Below are 20,869 nucleotides of genomic sequence, written 5' to 3' on the forward strand. Positions count from 1 at the left end.
AATAAACAAAACAGCAATGACACGTCTGGCTTCCCAACTCATTATAATCAGTCCTTCCTTATATGATCCTTTTCAATATCATAAAAAATCAGGTAATCGATTCTTATACATATTCAGAGCATTTTTGCTTGTTTCTAAAGTGTGTAGTGTCTTTGCATTAGGAGTTGCGTAGATAATAGGATAATCTATTTCCCCATATTCTTCATTAATCCGGAATGCTAATCGCTCTTCGTCCAGAGAGAATTCGGATTGTATGCCAGGTTTGTTTCCGCGTGCATCCAAACGGATCCACTTATTTAAGTCCTTGATATAAACTCCATTTAGGGCATGTATGCAATATCCTTTATCAGGTGTATCAAATAGCGTCAATCTTTGGTAGCAAAATCCAGTAGGAACTCCTACTGATCTTAACATGGCAGCGAGCAAATTAGATTTTGCATAACAGATACCTTCTTTGTATGTAAGGACTTCTGATGCTCTGCAAGTCACTCGCTTGCTTTGAATATCCCATGAGTGCGCTATACTATCTCGAACATAATGGAATACTGCTCTGACTTTTTCTATTTCAGACATTTGAGATGAAATCAGCTCTCTGATCCTCTCTTTGATCAGAGGATGTGAGAAGTCGATTACATCTGATTCATTCAAGTAATCATTGTAAGAATGTTTCTCTGGTATTGGATTCAAGTATCTCCCTCCCGCAATACATATGTATAAATATACCAATAAAATCAATGAGGTGGTTCATTAATTTTGATTGTGTGCTAAATCATTCTTATGCACATATTATGGTAATCTAAAGCAATTTACATTTGTTAATCCGAGTAACCCGATAAGATATATTGACAATCTAATCGTTGTCTGGTAAACTTTCTGAAAACTGTATATGTTTCTTATCCAGAGAGGTGGAGGGATATGGCCCATTGAAACCTCAGCAGCAGGTCTGACAACAGATACTGTGCTAATTCCATCGGTTCATAGCCGGCAGATAAGATGAATAGAGGAAGCCTCTCGACGCATCTTGCACGAGAGGCTTTTGTATTTGTCCCGCTGCCTACAGAAAGGGGAAGGCAACATGTTTGAATTGATTCGGGAACTGTCCAAGTACAAAGGGTACAATCAGTCATTTGTTTCACAGATCGTCGATAAGATTACACCGTTCGCAGATGAGATGCACTTTGACAGTCGGGGGAATCTTATTGTCCGTAAATATGGAGAAAAGTATTCGCCGAAGATAACCTTGCTCGCTGAGGTAAAGGAAGAGATTTACGTGGTGACGTCGATAACGGAATCGGGTGCGCTTGTAGCGGATGCAAACTATTTCTCACTCACCTATGCTCAGGGGCAGACTGTACAAGTGGAAACGAAGTATGGATTAGTGCAGGGCGTGATCATGGCAGGTGAAGCAGGGCAGCATGCAGCTGTGATTGACATCGGTGCGAACTCAGAAAATGATGCGCGTGAGATGGGCGTTGAGCCTGGTGATCATGTAACCCTTTTTGATGATTTCCTATATCTTGGGGACGAGGTAAGCGGAAGAGTCGTCGGGAAAGGGCTGGATAATAAAGTGGCGCCGGCAATTGCAATCAATCTTCTGCAGCAGTGGAATACAGCTGAAGGGGAAATCACCATCATCTTCTTTCCGTTTCATAATAAAAAGCAGCTTACCTATCAGCTCGAAGGAGAAGCAGCCTTTTTTATCGGATCCGTCTCTCGCCAAAGAATTGCGCATAAAAGCCGAGGAGCCATCGAATTAGGAAGCGGCGTTGCGATCAAAGTGGCAGACAAAACAATTCCAATCAATCAGACTTTGAAAAATCAGCTCGTTGATTTGGCCATTGCTCATGACATTCCATTTCAGTTGGAATTCCTATTCAGACATCGTTACAAAAAGATATCCACTAAAATTCCGATAGGCGTCTTGAATATCCCGATCGAGCATCTTGACCAGACAACACAGGTCGTATCGGTAAAGGATCTTGAGGATACGAATCAGCTGATTCAAACCTATCTATGGAGAAGTAAAGAACTGCAATTTTAATAAAGAAAAACCTAGTACAGCGCCTTGGCTGCACTAGGTTTATTTTATTTCACTAATTCGAGAGATTTCTCGATTTTTTCTTTATCATGTTTCAATTGTTTGTCCACATCATGCGCATAGTACATGTCATTTTTGATCATGTAGTCTGCGATTTTGGCGTGATTATCAATTGCTTGATCCAATTGTTTCTTTAAAACTTTTCGTACATCAGGAGATGCAGTTTCTGTCAGTGCAACCGCATAGGTTCTGACAGTGGCTTTAGCTGAAACCAGTAATTCCGTCGCAATTAACTCATCACGCATTTTTCCTGCTGTCTTCAATTTTTCCGTGATACTCATTCCAATCACCTTCCTTTATTAAGATAGGACTTCCTGCAATTCCTTGATTGCTTTCTCTGAACTAGTTACATCATTATCCAGAATCATTCTCAAAGTGTCATCTTCGGCCAGGGATTGTAATGCATAGGATTTCACCAGGCAGCTCTGTTTCAGAGTAAGTACTTCGTGTACTTCCAACGTTTCATGAAGTGCTAATTTATTCTTTGCCATGTTAATCCTCCTCACGTGTTCTCTTACACGGTATAGATAACCGGATTGAGCAGACAATAAACATCTTTCGATTGGAAAAAGACACCATTTTACTAGGAAGTGATGTATACTACAGTTAATTTTCAAGTAGGAGGCGGTTCAGTATGAAACAGACCAAGACAGCATACAAGTCGCAAAGCAGGAGAGTCATAGCAATCAGCTAAAGGGGAGCTTTTATTGAAGCAAGCATTATTGATTATCGATACACAGCAGGCACTAATGGAAGGAGGAGCAGGAGAGAGACCTGTTTATCGCAAAGAGAACCTGATTGAAAAAATCAACCTAGTCATCGGCAAAGCGCAAACGGCAGACGCAGCCATTCTTTTCGTCCGGGATACAGATGTTGCCGAAGGGAAGGGTGCTGGATTCCAGATTCATCCGGATATTCAAGCACCGCCGAAAGCGCCCATCTTTGACAAGCGGGCAACAAATGCATTCTACGGAACAGGATTATTGGAGTTTGTAAAAGATGAAGGATTTACCCATCTTGTTATCATGGGCTGTGAAACCCAGCATTGTATCGACACGGCAGTTCGTACTGCAACTGTACAAGGCATGGATGTAACACTCGTAGCAGATGGTCACTCAACAGCCGGTTCTGATGTTCTGACAGCGGAGCAAATCATCCAGCATCACAATCAGATTCTGCACGGTCACTATAATGTCGACCATTTCTCTGTCGTCCGGCAGGCTGAGGAAGATCTGTTCGTGCCGACACATGATACGTATCGGTAAGGCCATATACGAATAAAAGAACGAGGCTATGCCTCGTTTCTTTTATTCTAGCTATAGGCTTGTCGGAAGAATGAGTTCTGTCCATAGCTTCATTAGATTAACTCCAAGTCAGAGAATGATATGGCAAGTGCACGGAAAAGAAAACCATTTTAAACAGCATTTTATCTACGTTCACAAAACTGTAAAAGGAATATTGCGAATTTGTGAAAACGTTCACAAAAGTGAGCGTAATCTGATCTTTTCGCTTATACTACAAGTGTAGAAGGAAAAGCGCTAATCCATCTCAATCTTATATGTGAAATGTTTAACAAACTATTTTCATGGATGGAGTGTGGAAGAAAATGATCATACAATGGATTCGAAATAGTAAAGCAGCAGCGGCACTTTGGGCAGTAATTAGGATTTATCTAGGTTATAGCTGGTTAACAGGCGGACTTGGCAAACTGACCGGCGGTGGTTTTGATGCAAGTGGCTTCCTGCAAAGCGCAGTCGCACAAGCCGGCGGAGATCATCCAGCAGTGCAAGGCTGGTGGGCGGTCTTCCTGGAACAGGTCGCATTGCCAAACGCAGGGTTGTTCAGCTTCCTCGTCATGTGGGGAGAAATACTTGTCGGAATCGCACTTATTCTCGGAGTCTTTACCAACTTCGCAGCTCTAATGGGAATTACAATGAACTTCGCCTTCCTGTTCAGCGGCACCGTCAGCACAAACGCACAAATGGTCTTGCTTACTATCTTCCTGCTAGTCGCAGGAGCTAATGCCGGACGATACGGGCTGGATCGCTGGGTAATGCCATACCTAAGAAATCACTACCCAAAACAAGCACCGAAAACGCCGACGAAGCCGATTGCTTCTTAAATAAATATAGAACCTACTGCGATAGGCAGTAGGTTTTTTCTATGGCATCTAAGCTTTCAGAGAATCCAGTACACCATTCATTGGAGTACGTATTAAGCCATGAACAGTCTTGCATTGAGGTGATGGCTGTTAAGCTGTTCAGGATTTAAATGAACAATCTTGAAGCTGCTTGAGATATGACTGTTATTCGTCATACGAAGATAGAGCTTGATTAATAGCTGTGTACGCTTGTCCGAACGATGCCGATGAAGAGATGTCACCCGCGTACTCCAGCTGGTTTTTGGCATTTTGTGCGTTTGTTAAAGAACGAATCGCATCTTGCAGCATAGTCCCTTTATCACCATATTGTTCTATAGCTGTTTCCAGCAATGCAATACTGCTAGTTAAATCATTTAAATCAGGATAGTCAAACGTTCTTTCTAAGTTGTCTTTTACTTGCTGCAGTATTTCTTTCATTCTGGACACTCCTTTATGATTAATCGAGGTTATTCTGCGCATAAATGCAAGGGTTATCCGAAGATAAAGAAATCCTGATCATTATCTGTCAGAGTCATAAACGAGTTATCTTGCCGTGTGATGTATTGCCAAGACTCCCATTCTTGTATATTCTGGAAGTGGAGGTGATACCTGATGGCAACTGAGAGGAATGCTCATGCGTCAGAATTTGTAACAGCTCATGCAAAGCCTATTAGGAAAGGCGATACTTTGTGTGAGGAGTCTGTTTACTAATCGCCATTGTATCCTTTTCTGTCCGGGCTTTGCACTTATCTAAGCAATGAAAAAGATAAGGGAGCGAACAGAAAATGGATAAACGAAAAACTACAGAACAAGCATTCATCCGGAATGACCAATATAACTTCATCGCGCGGCAGGTGTCTCATATTATCAATGCCTATGCTACGGTAAATCATAGAGATACACTCGACGGGGTGAAACTCCACGCCTTCTCAAAAGTAGAAGAGATGCTGCCGGATATGACAAAAGCGCAGCAAGTACTTCTTAACCGTCTCCTCGAATTGGAAGATGATCAAGCAGCAGAAGCATTTCTATCCGAGCTGAAGCAATATGTCATTCCATTTCGGAAGGTATCGAAGAAAACGGTGGAGAAGCTGTTTCCGAAAGCGAAAAAGCTCCAGATGCCTGATCTGGATGCGCTGGATCATCAAAGAGTGTCGTATATCGGATGGTTCGACACGCGAGCACATAAGCAGCACTTGATCGTAGAATATCAAGGCAAGCTCAAAGGCATTTCCGGTGTCTTTAATGAAAGCAGCACACAGGGCATCTGTGCATTATGTAACAGCCTGGATGATGTTGCCTTGTTCGTCACAAGGGTCAAGAGCGGGAAAGAGACCTATGTGAATAGAGGAAACTATATATGCAAGGACAGTCAAGCATGTAATGAAAAGCTGACGGATCTAAGGAAAGTAGATGCTTTTCTAGACAATCTGTTTCAGTAGGGGAGAGAGCAGACTTATCAGTCTGCTCTTTTTTTGTTTGTATTCATTTCTACCTGTGAAAAGATGAAGTGTGTCACAGTCACAGCATAGGAAGCAATGGAATCAATGAATTCCTCGACCTGCGCAAAACTCTCGAAACGCATTTTCAGCATAAAGCAGGCATTGCCCGCAATCCGATAACAGAAATCCACATTATCCAATGCTGCGATATGTGCTTTAAATCCACTATAATTCCCGTTCTTCATTGTTGCTTCCAGGATGCATTGAACCGGCTGACCTAGCTTTTCATGGTCGATTTCCAGTGTATATCTTTTGATCACCCCGTAGGACTCCAATTGTTGCACACGTTCTCTTACAGAAGGAGAAGATAAATTAATCCGTCGTCCGAGTTCGCTCATGGATAGTCTGCTATTTGCCGTTAATTCCGTTAGAATTTTTCTATCTGTTTCATCTATTTTCATTTTTAAAAGATATCCTCCCTGAATTCGTTAAAAAGAATAAGTTGCAGTCGAACAACGCCTTAAAATCTATATGTAAATGGGCGGCCAGAATACTTATATTAAATATATCGAAGGAGGAGGAGTCATGGCAAGAATCACAAAGTCGAACTTCGGAAGAACAAGCTTCACAAAATTATTAGGACATAACTTGGAAATCATGACCGCCTGGTCAGAACTAGCCGATATCTTAGAGAATGATAGGAAGCTATCCAAATATTTAAAAGAACAAGTAAGGCGTACATTAGCTCAAAACAATGGATGTGCTTACTGCAAAGCGAAAGGAAAACCAGATTTGGACTTGTTTGATGAGAAAACATCTGTAGCCGTAGGATTTGCGACAGTATTTCAAAGCCATCATAAGGGGGAAGTACCGGATTCATCCTTCGCAATACTGAAGGAACATTTTACAGAAGCAGAAATCAGTGAACTATGTGCTTTTATCTGCTTTACCACTGCGCAGCAGTATTTTGGGGCGATGATGAAGCTCGAAGCGGAGGAGTAAAACGACGACTATATCGAAGGTCTGTCCTATCCTTTTATTGCCAACTGGATTCTTCTTGTATATTCTGGAAGTATCGAATTTAGTAGTCATCATTTACTCACGATCTTTCTAAGGAGGAAATTATGATACATATAACGCAAGCAAGTCCAGACCATGTAGCAGGTATAGCTAAAGTGTGCAGTGATGGCTACTGGGCAACATACAAAAAAACACATTCGGAAAAATACATCCAGGGAATTATTGAAGAGTTTTATAATCACGACAGAATCTTAAAAGAAGTATCAGAATCGAGCTGGGATTGGGGCGGATACATCGTTGCGCTCGAAGATGGGGAAGTGCTGGGAGCTATCGGAGGTGGAATGATCGGGGAAGGTGTTGGAGAGGTGTTCGTGCTTTACCTTGATCCTGATCGACGCAATGAGGGAATAGGAACGAAATTGCTAGATGCCCTCACTAAACAGCAAAAGGAGCAGTTTAACGCCACGGAGCAGTGGGTATCTGTAGCAAAGGGCAATCAGAAGGGCATACCTTTTTATGAAGCAAGAGGGTTTGTCGTCCAGCATGAGCGACCTGGTTATCATGATATAGATGGAGAAAGCCTTGAGATATTATCGGAAAATATAGCATATCCTGAATCTGTGGAGTGGCAAGCTTACATACGATACAGGGATGAGGGAACGAAAAAACCAGCCTTGATTGGCTGGTTTTCCTCATTTCTTGTTGTTCATTTTCTTGATTTTGAAGTAAAGGCTGAAATAACGGAACGACGTGTAAAAATCAAATGCAGCGAACACTGCAAGTAAGATGCTGAAAATCGTCCAGTCTTTCGCTGCCTGTACGTCATGAATGGCCCAATAGACGAAGAAGACACCTATTACAAGGTAGAGTATCGCGGCGGGCAATGGCGAGCGTATCATAAATTCTTATCCTCCAAAGATGATCATTTGCATATTTTCTAGCTGTTTCTGCATTCTTTCCATTTCTTCCATTCTTTCCGGGGTGAGATAGAGCTGGATGATGACAACCATCAGGTTCATTAAGCTGTGTGTGATGATGGGTACGATGATTCGTTTTGTCTGTACATATAGAGCTGCAAAAACGACACCCATGACAAAGTATTGCAATAGGTGCAAGAAATCTCCATGTACGGCACCGAATACGAGTGCGGAGATAAGTACTGCTACGAAAAAGTTTGTTCGCTTATAAATTTCGCCGAATAGTATCTTACGGAAAATGATTTCCTCCAATACAGGTGCGAAAACGACGACAATCAGTACGAACGCTGGAACTTCCCGGACTGCATCCAGGATGTTGGACGTATTTTCTGAGCCTTGTGTGATTCCAAAAGCATACGTCTCGATCAAGCCTGCAATCACCTGTCCGGCATAAGCGCCAAAGAAACCGATAATGATCCAGACAATCGTCATTCCGGGACCAGTAGCGTTTCGCATCGCCGGAGTACGCATGTCCTTTCGCAGCAAAATGCAGACGATAACGACAGCGAGAAGGAAGCTGATTACACTCCACCAATATGAAACAGTTGCCAGATCCAATCCTCGATCATCCATCCAAGGAACGAAAGGCAAAAGCAGTATGGAGGAGAGCTGCATCACAATATATGTCAATATGACGAACCAATAACGTGCTGGCAATATAACGACTCCTTCCGCCTTACTTATGTAGTTGGCATCTTACGTATTTTAACATAAGAAGCAGGGAAGTATGTAGCGGTGCGCATTGTAATTGCCCTGTTAATTCCTCCAAACCTTGGCAGGAGAAAAGCGTAATTCGTCGAACAACTATCAGAGTGTCATGCTTGCAATCCGTTTTCGTTTTGATTATTATAATAACTGTGTTAGCACTCCACTAACCCGAGTGCTAAAAATCAAATTATCGATTATATAAGGAGGGTTTCTCACATGTTGAAGCCACTAGGCGATCGTGTCGTAATTGAACTTGTAGAGCAGGAGGAGAAAACAGCATTTGGTATCGTGCTTCCTGAATCTGCAAAGGAAAAACCGCAAGAAGGTAAAGTTGTTGCCGTCGGTAGCGGTCGTGTAACCGATAATGGAGAAAGAGTTGCGCTGGAAGTTGCAGAAGGCGATTTGATTATCTTCTCTAAATACTCTGGTACAGAATTGAAATACGAAGGCAAAGACTACTTAATTCTTCGCGAAAGCGACATCCTTGCAGTACTAGGATAATCCGAAGAACAGATTTATATAACATAGAAGATATATTAGGAGGTTTTTATTAATGGCTAAAGACATTAAGTTCTCTGAAGACGCTCGTCGTTCCATGCTTCGCGGTGTGGACACACTTGCAGATGCAGTTAAAGTAACACTCGGACCAAAAGGCCGCAACGTCGTATTGGATAAGAAATTCGGTTCTCCGCTAATCACGAATGATGGTGTGACAATCGCAAAAGAAATCGAACTGGAAGATGCATTCGAAAACATGGGTGCACAGCTTGTATCTGAAGTTGCTTCCAAAACAAACGAAATCGCTGGTGACGGTACAACTACAGCGACTGTCCTTGCACAAGCAATGATCCGCGAAGGACTTAAAAACGTTGCTTCTGGTGCGAACCCAGTAGGCGTACGCCGCGGTATCGAAAAAGCTGTTGACGTTGCGATCAAGCAGCTTAAAGAAATCTCCAAACCAATCGAAGGCAAAGAGTCCATCGCACAAGTAGCGGCAATCTCTGCAGCTGACGAAGAAGTTGGTAAACTAATCGCAGAAGCAATGGAGCGCGTTGGCAACGACGGCGTTATCACAATCGAAGAATCCCGCGGCTTCAACACAGAGCTTGAAGTTGTAGAAGGTATGCAATTCGATCGCGGCTATGCTTCCCCGTACATGGTTTCTGACCAAGATAAAATGGAAGCAGTTCTTGAAGATCCATACATCTTGATTACAGATAAGAAAATCTCCAGCATCCAGGAAGTACTTCCTGTGCTTGAGCAAGTTGTACAGCAAGGCAAGCCACTATTGATGATCGCGGAAGACGTAGAAGGCGAAGCACTTGCAACACTTGTTGTGAACAAACTACGCGGTACATTCAACGCTGTTGCTGTTAAAGCTCCTGGCTTCGGTGACCGTCGTAAAGCAATGCTGGAAGATATCGCGACACTAACTGGTGGTGAAGTGATCACAGAAGACCTAGGTCTTGATCTGAAAAACACGCAAATCACACAGCTTGGCCGCGCTTCTAAAGTTGTTGTCACAAAAGAAAACACAACTATCGTTGAAGGTAACGGCAACCCAGAAAACATTTCTTCCCGCGTCGCACAAATCCGTGCACAAGTAGAAGAAACTACTTCTGAATTCGACAAAGAAAAACTTCAAGAGCGCCTAGCGAAGCTTTCTGGCGGTGTTGCAGTAATCAAAGTCGGTGCTGCTACTGAAACAGAATTGAAAGAACGCAAACTACGCATCGAAGACGCCCTTAACTCTACTCGCGCAGCAGTAGAAGAAGGTATCGTAGCTGGTGGTGGTACAGCTCTAGTCAACATCTACAACAACGTTGCAGGTCTTGAACTAACTGGCGACGAAGCAACTGGTGCGAAAATCGTCCTTCGTGCAATCGAAGAACCAGTTCGCCAAATCGCACACAACGCAGGCCTTGAAGGATCCGTCATCATCGAACGTCTTAAAAAAGAAGACGTCGGCATCGGCTTCAACGCAGCAACAGGTGAATGGGTAAACATGCTTGAAACAGGTATCGTTGACCCAACTAAAGTAACACGCTCCGCACTTCAAAACGCAGCATCCGTAGCAGCTATGTTCCTAACTACTGAAGCAGTAGTAGCTGACAAGCCAGAAGAAAACGCTGGCGGCGGCATGCCTGATATGGGCGGTATGGGTGGCATGGGCGGTATGATGTAAGGCCGTCCTTACCCCCCTTTGCTACACTTTGAAGCCTAAAATAAATTTTAAATGGATTATTTAAATAATCCATTTAAATCTAAGAAGCCTCTCAATTGTCAATGGACTTTTGGGAGGCTTTTTCTTTTCTATCTCCATTGCTGCTGTAACATAAGCATTATCATTTCTTTTTTAAGCTCACTTCCAACAAACAAGGGAGAGACAAACATGACACTCAAAATTGGAATGATTGGAACAGGTTGGTTTAGCCGCAAGCATGCGGATATTCTATCAAAGATGGATGGGGTTCAGGTTCAGGCTATTTGCGGAACAAGCAAAGAGAAAGCAGCAGATATGGCGTCTGATTATGAGGGTGCAAATGGGTATGTTCAGTGTATGGAAATGCTGGACGTAGAGGAGCTTGATGCGGTTTATATCGTTACGCCGCCAATGGTTCGGGGAGAGATTGAATTAGAGCTTCTTGAGCGCGGTATTCCTTTCCTCATCGAAAAGCCGCTGGGGACAGAGGACAAGATCCCAGCCAAGGTGTTAGAGCGTATGAATGAAAGTTCTTTGATTACGTCTGTTGGGTATCATTTTCGATACAGTGATTCGGTTCAATATCTAAAAGAAAACGTAAATGGCCAAGCGCTTGGTATGGTATTAGGTAAATGGATGGGCGAGATGCCCATGGTGGGCTGGTGGAGAGATTAAGAGAAGTCTGGCGGTCAATTTATCGAACAAACAACGCATATTGTGGATTTACTAAGATACGTCTGCGGTGAGGTTGAAGAAGTTTACGCGATGTATGGCAATCAAGTACAGCATAACAAGCACGATAATGTTACGGTGCCGGACATTGGTACAGTATGTTTACGGCTGCAAAATGGCGTGGTAGCTAACCTGTCGAATACGTGTATCCTTCCCGGTGGCATGGGAGATGTTGGGCTCAAGCTTTATACAGATAAAGGTATGCTAGATTGGCAGGGAGATAAACTAGAAATAGATCAAGAAGGCATAAAGACAATGTATAAGGATACGGACAATCCATATATTCGGGAAAATGAGGCATTTATTCATGCCGTTCGTACTGGTGACACTTCGCAAATCCGCTCTGATTATCGTGATGCATATCTAACGCATGAGGTGACGTATGCTGCTTTGGAGTCTGCGAGAAGTGGTAAACCTGTTAAGCTTAAAAAATAAAGGTAATAAAAGAAGGAGCGCTGATTTGAATCAGCGCTCCTTTCTTAAGTTGCTCGGCATCCGTTACAGAATTTAACCAAGAATTCTCACTACATATTTAAATAACACACATTATTTGATAAAAACACGCCTTTAGTCATGGTATGATAGTAGGGGAACAAAGGTTGATAAACATGTACTAGAAAGCTGTTTTTTTATAGGGGATAAGGGGAGAGTTAACATTGGAATCATTCTTAGTCATTTTAACGTTACTAGCTTTAGCCGGTATGGTATTCTTTTTTGTCTTAGCCTTAGGAAAAGGAAAAGGGAACAGGCGTAAGAACTTTGCGAAATCAGGTGGCTGTCTGATTGCACTTATAGTCGTATCGATTATTGGGGGATCAATAATTGAAGAGACGCCTGCTTCTGAAGATGTTAAAGCAAAAGCTTCCTCAGCGGCTGAAGAAACGGCTGTAAAGGAAGAAGAAGCAGAGGAAGAAGCACAGAAAGAACAAGAAGCTAACGAAGCAGAAGAACAAGCACAGAAAGAACAAGAAGCTAAGAAAGCAGAAGAACAAGCGCAGAAAGAGCAAGAAGCCAAGGAAGCAGAGGAACAAGCGCAGAAAGAGAAAGAAGAACAGGAAGCTAAGGAAGCAGAGCAACGAGCACAGAAAGAGAAAGAAGAACAGGAAGCTAAAGAAGCCAGCGTAACTGTTTCTCAAGAGCAGGCGGTAAATAGCGCTGAAAGCTATGTGAATTATACTGCATTCTCTAAGTCGGGATTGATTGAACAATTAGAGTTTGAGGGATTCAGCACAGAAGATGCAACATACGGTGTAGAAAATATCACGGTTGATTGGCAAGAGCAAGCGGTTAAGTCAGCTCAAGACTATATTAGTTATACTGCATTCTCTAAATCAGGTTTGATTGAACAATTAGAATTTGAAGGTTTCAGCACAGAAGATGCAACATACGGTGCAGAAAACATCACAGTTGATTGGCAAGAACAAGCAGCTAAGGCTGCTCAAAACTACCTTGATTATACTTCTTTTTCCAGACAGGGTTTAATTGATCAATTGATTTTTGAAGGATTCAGCACAGAGCACGCGACATACGGTGCCGATCAGGTTGGTTTGTAGTAGATATATTATTGGGGGAGTAGCTAATTGCTACTCCCTTTTTTTTACTACTTCGCTTATCCTATGAAAAAATGGCATAATAAGAAGAAATCATAAACATTAAGGATGACTAAATGAGACAGGTAGTAGAAGTAAAAGTAAAACCGAAGTCGGTTAAAGATATAAAGAATGGCTATCCGCTGCTCACAAAAGAAGCGATTGAAACTTCGGGAGTGACAGTAGATGAGGGTAGCATTTTGCGCTTAGTTGACTCCAACCGCAAATACATTGCTACAGCCTACTATGGTCTGCAAAATAAAGGGATAGGTTGGGTTTTAACTAGTAAGGAACAAGAGAAAATCGATACAAAGTTTTTTGTTAAGAAAATGAGTGAAGCTGTTGAAAAGCGGAAGAACTTATACGATACCGAAGATACAACTGCTTTCCGTGTATTTAATGGAGAAGGAGACGGTATCGGCGGGTTGATCATTGATTTCTATGACGGCTTTTATATGGTGAGTTGGTATAGTGAAGGTATTTATTCTTTCCGTGAAGATATATACCAAGCATTGAATGAAGTGGCAGAAGTTCGTGGTCTATATGAAAAGTTACGCTTTAACACCAATGGCCAATACGTGGAACAAGATGATTATGTCTCAGGTGAGAAGGGAGTATTTCCTTTAATCGTCTTGGAAAACGGAATGAAATATGCGGTTGATTTAAATGATGGCGCGATGACAGGGATATTCCTAGATCAACGTAATGTACGAAAAGCATTACGTGACCATTATTCAGAAGGGAAAACGGTTTTAAATACATTCTCTTATACGGGTGCGTTCTCTGTAGCAGCAGTTCTTGGTGGTGCAACAAAGACAACAAGTGTGGATGTAGCAAAACGGAGCCTGCCAAAGACGATTGAGCAATTTGCAGTCAACGAAATCGATTATGAAGCACAGGACATCAAGGTGATGGATGTCTTTGATTACTTCCGATATGCGGACCGGCATGATTTGAAATTTGATGTTGTCGTTTTAGATCCGCCAAGCTTTGCGCGGACAAAGAAAATAACATTCAGTACTGCAAAGGATTATCCTAAGCTGCTGAAAGATGCATTGAAAATTACAAACCAGGGTGGAATAATTATTGCTTCCACAAATAACGCAAGCTTCAATATGAAAAAGTTCAAATCATTTATCGATAAAGCATTTACGGAAACTAACACACGATACAGAATCCTAGAAGAACACCAATTGCCAGAAGATTTTACGGTACCGCACAACTATCCCGAATTTAACTATTTAAAAGTTGTAATTATAAAGGTACTGAATTAAGGATGTGTTCAGATGAAATACAGTAAAACAACTATGACAAAATTAATTAATCAACAGAGTGAGTTACATGAGGAGTTAAAAAGGCTGAAAGCTGAAATGGGCTTAGAGAAAAATTTAGCAATTAAAGCACTTTACCATTCATTTGTAGCTAATAGCGGTAAATATATGGAGAAATATAAAGAATTAGAACGTCCGAGATAATAGGATACAAAGCTATATATTCTAGGTTAGTAAGTTATTTCTGGAATTAAATAGACAGACAGGGGGAATTACAAATGAATCCAAGCACCATTAGAGAAAAAATTCGAAACGGTGAACACAATACCCATACTTCTGGCTTAGGTAGTGATTATGTTCAGGCCAATTTAGCAATTGTACCAAAGGAGCATGCTTTTGATTTTCTGCTGTTTGCTAACCGAAACCCGAAGTCTTGTCCGATTATTGATGTATTAGAACCAGGTGTGGTTGAGTCTGCTCTTGCTGCTGGTTCAGATATTCGAAGTGATATCCCGCTTTACTTTGTTTATGAGAACGGCAAACTAACAGAGAAGCGTCAGGATCTTAAAGATATCTGGCGGGAGGACTTTGTATCGTTCTTAATAGGCTGCAGCTTTACCTTTGAAAGTGCATTACTAAAGGAAGGCGTTCCTTTAAAACATATTGAGCAGAATAAAAATGTGGCGATGTACATAACAAATCGTCAAACAAAGCAAGCAGGTGAATTTAGTGGGCCTGTCGTAGTCTCCATGAGACCGATTAAAAATGAGCTAGTTCAAAAGGCAATTGATGTCACTGCACAGTTTCCGAACATGCATGGATCTCCAATTCATGTAGGAGATCCAAAAGAAATAGGTATTAACGATATCAGCAAGCCTGATTTTGGAGAATTTACGGAGTTCGGAGAAGGAGAGATACCTGTATTTTGGGAATGTGGCGTAACGCCTCAATCTGCAGCGATTCATTCAAAGATTCCATTAGTGATTACGCATGCGCCGGGGCATATGTTTATTACTGATGTTACTAATGATGAATTTTTACGTAATAACAAGTAACTCTTGAAATGTTGAAATTAAAGGAAACCCCGTGGTAAAAAAAAAAATCCCTCAGATTATCTGAGGGATTTTTTTAATACGTAAACCGATTAACAATCGTCTGTAACTCTTCGGCTAAATCCGAAAGGGAAACAGCCGCATTCGAGATGTCTTCCATAGAACTTAATTGCTCCTCTGTTGCTGAGGCAATAGCCTTTGAGCTGGAGGCTGTTTCTTTTGATCCTGTTTCAAGAGTTGAGAGGCTATGCTGCACTACTTCTACACCTGCAGTTAACTGCTGGGTGGCGGCTGCTACTTCTTGAATCTGAGCTGTTACTTGTCCTACAAGATTAAGTATTTGGTTAAACTTCTGCTGGCTTTCGTTAGCATAATTCATTCCTGAATTTACATTTTGCTGTACGTTCTGGATGTTGTTTACGGTCTCTTTTGAGTCTTTTTCTATTGTGGAAACTAAATGCTTAATGTGATTGGCGGATTGATTTGTTTCATCAGCCAGCTTTCGGACTTCATCTGCAACTACTGCAAAACCTTTTCCTTGTTCACCGGCTCGTGCAGCTTCAATGGCTGCATTTAATGCAAGGAGATTGGTTTGTTCCGAGATGTCTGTGATGAGAGAGGACATGTGACTTATTTCTGTTGTGCTTCTCACTAATGACTCTAATCCGCTCCCAGCTTCTTTAACAGAATGATGGATGACAGTCATTTGTTCTGACATCATATTTACGGAAGAGGCACCCAGCTCTGCTTTATCCTTCATAAAGGAGGCATTTTCAGAAATGCTGTTTGTGTTGTCAGCTACATTGGAAAGGCTCTCTAAAATCTCTGTTATGGATCCGGAGCTCTGTTCTGTCATGTTACTTTGATTTGTACTAGTTAAAGCAATTTCCTTCATTGATTGTGAGATTTGATCCGAGGTAGCTCTAGACTGTTCGGAGGTTGCCGATAATTCTTCTGATGCGGCCGCGACCTGTTGAGATGAACTGCTGATCTGCTTTACGATACCTGCTAGTGAGTGAACAAAAGCATTAAAGGATGAGGCAAGCTGACCAAATTCATCTTTATTTTTAACTGCGACTTTTTGAGTCAGGTCCGCATCACCCTGTGCGATATCCTCAAGCTGTCTATTTAGACTTCTTAGAGGTACCAAGATGGATCTCAACAGAAGCAAGCTTAAAAGGATTCCTAAAATAATGGAGATTATTGTCACTGTACTAATGAACCATCCACTTACAGTTCCATATCTATGAATATCTGCTTCTAAATCATTCACATCATTATTCAATCGATCGACTAACTCATTTACGGATGGATCTAGTAATTCCTTCCGTAATGTTCTTTCTTCTCCTAAATGAAGTGATTCTGCTTGTTCGGGATTGGAGGCAAATTGAGATACTACCTCCTGATTCATACTCCAAAACTCTGAGAAGTTATTCCGAATATCATTTACGTTCGTCAAATAATCCTTATTGTGGATGAGTGATTCCAATTGATCTAAAGTTGAGAAGATATCTTCGGATTTCTCTTCCATTCCGTCAGCGAAATCCTTTTCGCCAGTGATGATAAAACCTCTTTCATCATTCGATAGGCCAGCTAACCTATATTGGACGTGCTTGATTTTGTTTTGAAACTCCATTTTATCCTTTAAGATATCATTCTTCTCTGTAATGGAAGAATTGATGAAAATGGATGAAACTCCAATTAGTGATAAGGAAAATATTAAAATTGAAATTATACCAAGAAGTTTTGTTTTGATTTTCACGATTTAAATTCCTTTCTAATAAAAAAAGCTCTACATATTAATTAGCTACTCAAAACTATTAAGGCTCCCAAACCAAGATATTCCTTTCTGATTAAATTAATATGCACGATATATATATCGACCAACCTAGGCAATTTTAAAGGCTCTTATAACAAGAGAGCTAGGTGTTTCAGTTCAATTAAAAAGCTACAGATTAATCTGTAGCTCACTAAAATTGTTAAATAACTGCCTCTTTCATGTCGATTAGCGTCAATAATGATCGTTCTCATTAACAGCCTGTTTACAATGAATTGACCTCTTCTTAACAGTCCTCTGGTATCTTACTTATGTACCTTAATTTCTTAAAGGGAGAGGTTTCAATGCTGAAAAAATGGATGGTAGCATTGGGAATGGTTTCAGTTCTTACGTTGGCGGCATGTAATGATGGTGACGATGAAGATCCAGCTGATGATGAGCAAATGGAGGAACAAGAGCAAGAACAGGAACAAGACCATGAGCAAGATACTGATGATAGAGAAGAAGATAGAGATCAATCTGAATAATATATAGTGGCTGAAAGGCGTTCCTTCGTGGTACGCCTTTTTTAAATTCAGTACTACATGACACCCATTTAAAATTAAAGTGGTGCACTATAAAAACATTCTTATATTAGTAAAAGTAATGAGTGGTAGGAATAAGACATATAGGCAGTTACTAAGTGTACAGCTTTACAAGAGGCAAAGCTCATTTTTTTCCGTTTTGAAAAAAGCTAATCGAGTAGTACCCAGTCAATTGAGATTGAGAAACAAAGGTGAGATTTTTTGGTTAACAATTATATTTGGAATGTTGATTAAATGTTTGTATGAGGACTCTCTTATTCTTTTGAACTAGCTGGATGCTATATCGTGAACATCTTTAAACATTTAACAATTTCTATTTAAATTGTCTGTAGTTGACCGATATAAGGGAGGCAGGTTGTTTTAATGTATAGTATATAAGACCTTTCGAAATCATCCTTAAGTGGTGGTTGATGAATTAATATACCTATAATTAGGGGGATTAGTTATAAATTAGACAAGAAAATATGAGTAATTTATAATGCGAAAGGGAACGTGAAGTTGTGGTGAGGTGTATTTAGAACTATAAACCAAAATTATTAGGCAAACTTATCGAAAGATAGGGACGCAAAGCTACGAGTCTAATATCCGTATGGATGATGATAGTCGGGTTGCCAAGTATGAAATTATATCATTGGCTATCCTTGTCTATATTAGGATAGCTTTTTTCACACTTAAGCGGTAATTATACTTTTATCAGGCCTATAGAAAAAGGAGCGAACGAAATGATAGTAGTAGATAAAAAGAAGTATAAGATGGCGATTGATGCAAATTCCAAAGAAGTACATGTCCAGGTGCATGGATTAATGAGGGAGGAAGATGCAGAAGGATATATGGTCGATTTGCAGGAAACGATCAATAAAGTATCTAGAAAAGATTATACTTTTGTTGTCGATGGAACTCATCAAACACCTGTACCTTCGAAGGTTGTACCGCAGTTGGAACAAACAATGCAATTCTATTCTACTTTAGGTTTTAAAGATACAATTGTAATAAAACCTTCTTCTAAAATTGCTCAAGTGCAAATTAGGAATGCCCTTGAAAGAATTGAATTCACGGGAAGGTTTATGGATAAAGTAAATCATTCTATGTAACATCCGGTTCGCCAAATTTGCAGTTAAAAGGGAGATTAAAACATGCAAGCAACACAGGAATTGTATACATATGAAATTTTAACAAAGAATCAAACAGAAATGATTCAAAAAGCTGCCGAATGTCTTGCCCGTACATTTATTGGTGTAGATGTTGCAGGGAAATGGGTTCAGGAACCGATGGTTGGACAATTAAGTATAGAGTATAAAGATTTCTATGCTTTTACCAAGGATTATTTGGATTCAACTGTAGATCAAGGATATTGTGCGGTCGCTCTAGACACTGATAATCATGTTGTAGGTGTACTTGCCGGTGATACCAATGCACCCGAAATTATCGGAGAGGATGTATTCGAAGGTTCTTTCTATGATATGAATGTTATTCTCCACGTACTGGAAGACGTAGATAAACGCTTTATCGAAGACTATAAAAGACGTAGCGGAAAAGATATCTCCAATGGGGAAATGTTGCACCTATTTATGTTGGGCGTGATAGCTGAACATGAGCGTCATGAAGTAATTAAGCAATTAGGAAATAGATTGATTACAAAAGCAGCGAAGCAGGGGCTGAAGGCAGTTGTGGGCGAAGCGACAAACCCTAAATCGATTCGTGTGATGGAAAAATATCACAACATGAAAAAATACCAAGATATCGAAGGTAATCATATTGTTCATATGTATAAAGACAATAGCAAACTGCAAGCCATTCCTGCGAATGTAGCTGATGGAACATACATTATTATAAGAGAACTATAAAATATAATTCTGATTGAAACAGAAAGTAGGAGTTTAATTTATCATGGAATTTTACTTGATAGGAATAATAGTCATTCTATTGATAGTTTTAGGTTATTTTGTTTACCAATATGTTGCACTGAAACGTCGTGCACAATTTAACACTTCAGGCAGTAGCGATGAAATTATTTTGAATCGCACTGGGAATGAGCAGCAGCTTGAGAACTTCAGCCATATAGAAAAGGAACTGCTATCGTTATCAAAAGATGTGAATGAAAAAGGCGTAAATCTTGCGGAAACAGGTGAATATGCTTCTGAACAAGCTGATATTGTCAGAGCAGCAATTGACGAGGTAGGCAGAGGATTAGAGAAACAATTAGTAGCCACAGAAGAAAGTGCTGCCTCCATGGAAGAAATGACACAAGCGATAGAAAATTTATCAGTTAGATCTAATCAGATTTCAGAACAATCCATTACTACGCTAGAATTAACGCAGCAAGGAAATGAGAAACTAAAAGATTCCTTGGTAAAGATGGATCAATTTAATCAAACAGTAAATACAACCTCTAATGCAATAAACAAACTTGGAGAAAAATCTTATGAAATCAGCAGTATTGTTAAAGTGATTACAGAGATCTCTGAACAAATTAATCTGCTGGCGCTGAATGCAGCGATAGAAGCTGCTCGAGCAGGCGAAAATGGTAAAGGATTTGCTGTTGTTGCAGATGAGGTAAGAAAATTAGCGGAACAAACTCGCCAATCTACTTCAGAAGTATCACATATCGTGAAAAATATACAAGAAGAAACAGCTATAGTGGTTAAGTCAATGAACCAGGGGACCGAAGAATTTAAAGATACGAATGCAGACATTTTAGAGGTTGGAAATATGTTCGAAAAGATACTATCCACTACAAAAATTATTGCTGAAAACAACGAGAACTCTTCTGCAAACGCAGAAGAATTATCTACTGCTTCACAACAGATCATGACAACAATCGTTGAGATTGCATCTATCTCACGAGAATCGGTGGAGATGTTTGAGGAACTAATTGAGATTAATGATGAGGAACTTCATACGATACAAAACCTTGTTGAGAAAGCAAGAAATCTTATAAACCACAAAAACGTAGTAGGCGAACTACTAAAAGAGAATGATGATGTTAAAGCCAAGGAAGTAAAAGCGAGTTAAAATGCCAGAATAAAAGGTCAAGGTAGCAGATTGACAATAGTCGCCTTACCGAATGAAAATATAAGGCTTCTCCATAATTTATCTAATATGGGATGATCCCCTTTTAGTAAACAGATTAAAGAGAGCATTCTGATCTGTTTATAAAGGAGGGGATCTTTTTCTTATGAGAAAATTACTTGCGCTTGTCTTAATTTGTTCTTATAGCTAACATTCCCCCTTTCTACCTAAAACATAAACTTGCAATCAGTAATTTCTATAATTATT

At 40.4% G+C, this 20,869-nt stretch carries 24 protein-coding genes, 1 pseudogene and 2 riboswitches; of the genes and pseudogenes, 18 read left to right on the forward strand and 7 right to left on the reverse strand.

Annotation, left to right across the window (positions count from 1 at the left end; all coding sequences use genetic code 11):
* Positions 1–78: 78 nt before the first annotated feature.
* On the reverse strand, positions 79–687 hold the full coding sequence (locus CHH91_RS09925; protein ID WP_095223287.1) for a transglutaminase-like domain-containing protein: 609 nt from the start codon (positions 685–687) through the stop codon (positions 79–81).
* A gap of 203 nt (positions 688–890) precedes the next feature.
* Positions 891–995, forward strand: a riboswitch (SAM riboswitch).
* Between the two features lie 80 nt (positions 996–1,075).
* Between CHH91_RS09925 and CHH91_RS09930 the strand changes: the two genes are divergently transcribed.
* Complete coding sequence (locus CHH91_RS09930) at positions 1,076–2,041, forward strand: hypothetical protein (protein WP_095223288.1); 966 nt, start codon at positions 1,076–1,078, stop codon at positions 2,039–2,041.
* Between the two features lie 44 nt (positions 2,042–2,085).
* Here CHH91_RS09930 and CHH91_RS09935 read toward each other — a convergent pair whose 3' ends face one another.
* Together CHH91_RS09935 and CHH91_RS09940 are read right to left on the reverse strand one after the other, a co-directional pair.
* A complete protein-coding gene (locus CHH91_RS09935; protein WP_095223289.1) occupies positions 2,086–2,379 on the reverse strand; it encodes a spore coat protein in 294 nt (97 codons plus the stop codon).
* Between the two features lie 18 nt (positions 2,380–2,397).
* Positions 2,398–2,589: a spore coat protein gene (locus CHH91_RS09940; RefSeq protein ID WP_095223290.1), complete on the reverse strand. Its 192-nt coding sequence runs from the start codon at positions 2,587–2,589 to the stop codon at positions 2,398–2,400.
* A 216-nt stretch (positions 2,590–2,805) separates the two neighbouring features.
* Here CHH91_RS09940 and CHH91_RS09945 point away from each other — a divergent pair, with 216 nt between their 5' ends.
* Together CHH91_RS09945 and CHH91_RS09950 are read left to right on the forward strand one after the other, a co-directional pair.
* Entirely contained in the window at positions 2,806–3,363 is a 558-nt protein-coding gene (locus CHH91_RS09945; RefSeq protein WP_095223291.1) for a cysteine hydrolase family protein, read from the forward strand.
* Between the two features lie 341 nt (positions 3,364–3,704).
* The gene (locus tag CHH91_RS09950; RefSeq protein WP_095223292.1) at positions 3,705–4,220 is read left to right on the forward strand and encodes a DoxX family protein; all 516 of its coding nucleotides are present in this window, start codon (positions 3,705–3,707) and stop codon (positions 4,218–4,220) included.
* 183 nt (positions 4,221–4,403) lie between these two features.
* Here CHH91_RS09950 and CHH91_RS09955 read toward each other — a convergent pair whose 3' ends face one another.
* Entirely contained in the window at positions 4,404–4,676 is a 273-nt protein-coding gene (locus tag CHH91_RS09955) for a hypothetical protein (RefSeq protein WP_095223293.1), read from the reverse strand.
* Positions 4,677–5,023: 347 nt separating this feature from the next.
* Between CHH91_RS09955 and CHH91_RS09960 the strand changes: the two genes are divergently transcribed.
* Positions 5,024–5,680, forward strand: coding sequence for a FusB/FusC family EF-G-binding protein (locus CHH91_RS09960; RefSeq protein WP_095223294.1), 657 nt, complete (start codon positions 5,024–5,026; stop codon positions 5,678–5,680).
* A gap of 17 nt (positions 5,681–5,697) precedes the next feature.
* Here CHH91_RS09960 and CHH91_RS09965 read toward each other — a convergent pair whose 3' ends face one another.
* Complete coding sequence (locus CHH91_RS09965) at positions 5,698–6,141, reverse strand: Lrp/AsnC family transcriptional regulator (RefSeq protein WP_095223295.1); 444 nt, start codon at positions 6,139–6,141, stop codon at positions 5,698–5,700.
* A gap of 124 nt (positions 6,142–6,265) precedes the next feature.
* On the opposite strand from CHH91_RS09965, the gene CHH91_RS09970 reads away from it, so the two are divergent.
* Entirely contained in the window at positions 6,266–6,682 is a 417-nt protein-coding gene (locus CHH91_RS09970) for a carboxymuconolactone decarboxylase family protein (RefSeq protein WP_095223296.1), read from the forward strand.
* 122 nt (positions 6,683–6,804) lie between these two features.
* On the forward strand, positions 6,805–7,485 hold the full coding sequence (locus CHH91_RS09975) for a GNAT family N-acetyltransferase (protein ID WP_095223297.1): 681 nt from the start codon (positions 6,805–6,807) through the stop codon (positions 7,483–7,485).
* A 120-nt stretch (positions 7,486–7,605) separates the two neighbouring features.
* Here the strand turns inward: CHH91_RS09975 and CHH91_RS09985 are convergent, their stop codons facing one another.
* Positions 7,606–8,334, reverse strand: coding sequence for a CPBP family intramembrane glutamic endopeptidase (locus tag CHH91_RS09985; RefSeq protein ID WP_095223298.1), 729 nt, complete (start codon positions 8,332–8,334; stop codon positions 7,606–7,608).
* 267 nt (positions 8,335–8,601) lie between these two features.
* On the opposite strand from CHH91_RS09985, the gene groES reads away from it, so the two are divergent.
* From groES to CHH91_RS10020, 8 genes and pseudogenes are all read left to right on the forward strand, one after another.
* Entirely contained in the window at positions 8,602–8,886 is a 285-nt protein-coding gene (groES, locus tag CHH91_RS09990; protein ID WP_095223299.1) for a co-chaperone GroES, read from the forward strand.
* 52 nt (positions 8,887–8,938) lie between these two features.
* Positions 8,939–10,570: a chaperonin GroEL gene (groL, locus tag CHH91_RS09995; RefSeq protein ID WP_095223300.1), complete on the forward strand. Its 1,632-nt coding sequence runs from the start codon at positions 8,939–8,941 to the stop codon at positions 10,568–10,570.
* 207 nt (positions 10,571–10,777) lie between these two features.
* Positions 10,778–11,263, forward strand: coding sequence for a Gfo/Idh/MocA family protein (locus tag CHH91_RS21445; RefSeq protein ID WP_353615319.1), 486 nt, complete (start codon positions 10,778–10,780; stop codon positions 11,261–11,263).
* Between the two features lie 12 nt (positions 11,264–11,275).
* Positions 11,276–11,755: pseudogene (locus CHH91_RS21450) on the forward strand (Gfo/Idh/MocA family protein); the annotation flags it as partial.
* A gap of 221 nt (positions 11,756–11,976) precedes the next feature.
* Positions 11,977–12,873, forward strand: coding sequence for an Ltp family lipoprotein (locus CHH91_RS20265; protein ID WP_217973719.1), 897 nt, complete (start codon positions 11,977–11,979; stop codon positions 12,871–12,873).
* A gap of 113 nt (positions 12,874–12,986) precedes the next feature.
* Positions 12,987–14,183 carry a class I SAM-dependent rRNA methyltransferase gene (locus tag CHH91_RS10010; RefSeq protein WP_095223301.1) on the forward strand — a complete coding sequence of 399 codons (1,197 nt, stop codon included), beginning with the start codon at positions 12,987–12,989 and terminating at the stop codon, positions 14,181–14,183.
* A 12-nt stretch (positions 14,184–14,195) separates the two neighbouring features.
* Positions 14,196–14,384, forward strand: coding sequence for a hypothetical protein (locus tag CHH91_RS10015; protein ID WP_095223302.1), 189 nt, complete (start codon positions 14,196–14,198; stop codon positions 14,382–14,384).
* Positions 14,385–14,458: 74 nt separating this feature from the next.
* Positions 14,459–15,235, forward strand: coding sequence for a putative hydro-lyase (locus CHH91_RS10020; protein ID WP_095223303.1), 777 nt, complete (start codon positions 14,459–14,461; stop codon positions 15,233–15,235).
* A 73-nt stretch (positions 15,236–15,308) separates the two neighbouring features.
* Here the strand turns inward: CHH91_RS10020 and CHH91_RS10025 are convergent, their stop codons facing one another.
* A complete protein-coding gene (locus CHH91_RS10025) occupies positions 15,309–16,994 on the reverse strand; it encodes a methyl-accepting chemotaxis protein (RefSeq protein WP_095223304.1) in 1,686 nt (561 codons plus the stop codon).
* Between the two features lie 359 nt (positions 16,995–17,353).
* On the opposite strand from CHH91_RS10025, the gene CHH91_RS20550 reads away from it, so the two are divergent.
* From CHH91_RS20550 to CHH91_RS10045, 4 genes are all read left to right on the forward strand, one after another.
* On the forward strand, positions 17,354–17,536 hold the full coding sequence (locus CHH91_RS20550) for a hypothetical protein (protein ID WP_095223305.1): 183 nt from the start codon (positions 17,354–17,356) through the stop codon (positions 17,534–17,536).
* A gap of 586 nt (positions 17,537–18,122) precedes the next feature.
* Positions 18,123–18,209: riboswitch (cyclic di-GMP riboswitch) on the forward strand.
* Positions 18,210–18,315: 106 nt separating this feature from the next.
* Positions 18,316–18,684, forward strand: coding sequence for a hypothetical protein (locus tag CHH91_RS10035; RefSeq protein ID WP_095223306.1), 369 nt, complete (start codon positions 18,316–18,318; stop codon positions 18,682–18,684).
* Positions 18,685–18,726: 42 nt separating this feature from the next.
* Positions 18,727–19,437, forward strand: coding sequence for a hypothetical protein (locus CHH91_RS10040; RefSeq protein WP_095223307.1), 711 nt, complete (start codon positions 18,727–18,729; stop codon positions 19,435–19,437).
* 43 nt (positions 19,438–19,480) lie between these two features.
* Positions 19,481–20,605: a methyl-accepting chemotaxis protein gene (locus CHH91_RS10045; RefSeq protein WP_095223308.1), complete on the forward strand. Its 1,125-nt coding sequence runs from the start codon at positions 19,481–19,483 to the stop codon at positions 20,603–20,605.
* Positions 20,606–20,869: the final 264 nt, after the last annotated feature.

It is taken from the genome of Virgibacillus sp. 7505 (assembly GCF_002272135.1).
In the GTDB taxonomy this organism is placed as follows: domain Bacteria; phylum Bacillota; class Bacilli; order Bacillales; family Amphibacillaceae; genus Terribacillus.

Bases quoted from the DNA above. Each gene is read 5' to 3' on its own strand.
- groL (WP_095223300.1), top strand. From the start codon at position 8,939: ATGGCTAAAGACATTAAGTTCTCTGAAGACGCTCGTCGTTCCATGCTT.
- CHH91_RS09975 (WP_095223297.1), top strand. From the start codon at position 6,805: ATGATACATATAACGCAAGCAAGTCCAGACCATGTAGCAGGTATAGCT.
- groES (WP_095223299.1), top strand. From the start codon at position 8,602: ATGTTGAAGCCACTAGGCGATCGTGTCGTAATTGAACTTGTAGAGCAG.
- CHH91_RS10015 (WP_095223302.1), top strand. From the start codon at position 14,196: ATGAAATACAGTAAAACAACTATGACAAAATTAATTAATCAACAGAGT.
- CHH91_RS09935 (WP_095223289.1), bottom strand. From the start codon at position 2,379: ATGAGTATCACGGAAAAATTGAAGACAGCAGGAAAAATGCGTGATGAG.
- CHH91_RS10045 (WP_095223308.1), top strand. From the start codon at position 19,481: ATGGAATTTTACTTGATAGGAATAATAGTCATTCTATTGATAGTTTTA.
- CHH91_RS09955 (WP_095223293.1), bottom strand. From the start codon at position 4,676: ATGAAAGAAATACTGCAGCAAGTAAAAGACAACTTAGAAAGAACGTTT.
- CHH91_RS09970 (WP_095223296.1), top strand. From the start codon at position 6,266: ATGGCAAGAATCACAAAGTCGAACTTCGGAAGAACAAGCTTCACAAAA.
- CHH91_RS21445 (WP_353615319.1), top strand. From the start codon at position 10,778: ATGACACTCAAAATTGGAATGATTGGAACAGGTTGGTTTAGCCGCAAG.
- CHH91_RS09940 (WP_095223290.1), bottom strand. From the start codon at position 2,589: ATGGCAAAGAATAAATTAGCACTTCATGAAACGTTGGAAGTACACGAA.
- CHH91_RS10020 (WP_095223303.1), top strand. From the start codon at position 14,459: ATGAATCCAAGCACCATTAGAGAAAAAATTCGAAACGGTGAACACAAT.
- CHH91_RS10035 (WP_095223306.1), top strand. From the start codon at position 18,316: ATGATAGTAGTAGATAAAAAGAAGTATAAGATGGCGATTGATGCAAAT.
- CHH91_RS10040 (WP_095223307.1), top strand. From the start codon at position 18,727: ATGCAAGCAACACAGGAATTGTATACATATGAAATTTTAACAAAGAAT.
- CHH91_RS09930 (WP_095223288.1), top strand. From the start codon at position 1,076: ATGTTTGAATTGATTCGGGAACTGTCCAAGTACAAAGGGTACAATCAG.
- CHH91_RS20550 (WP_095223305.1), top strand. From the start codon at position 17,354: ATGCTGAAAAAATGGATGGTAGCATTGGGAATGGTTTCAGTTCTTACG.
- CHH91_RS09965 (WP_095223295.1), bottom strand. From the start codon at position 6,141: ATGAAAATAGATGAAACAGATAGAAAAATTCTAACGGAATTAACGGCA.
- CHH91_RS09950 (WP_095223292.1), top strand. From the start codon at position 3,705: ATGATCATACAATGGATTCGAAATAGTAAAGCAGCAGCGGCACTTTGG.
- CHH91_RS10010 (WP_095223301.1), top strand. From the start codon at position 12,987: ATGAGACAGGTAGTAGAAGTAAAAGTAAAACCGAAGTCGGTTAAAGAT.
- CHH91_RS09960 (WP_095223294.1), top strand. From the start codon at position 5,024: ATGGATAAACGAAAAACTACAGAACAAGCATTCATCCGGAATGACCAA.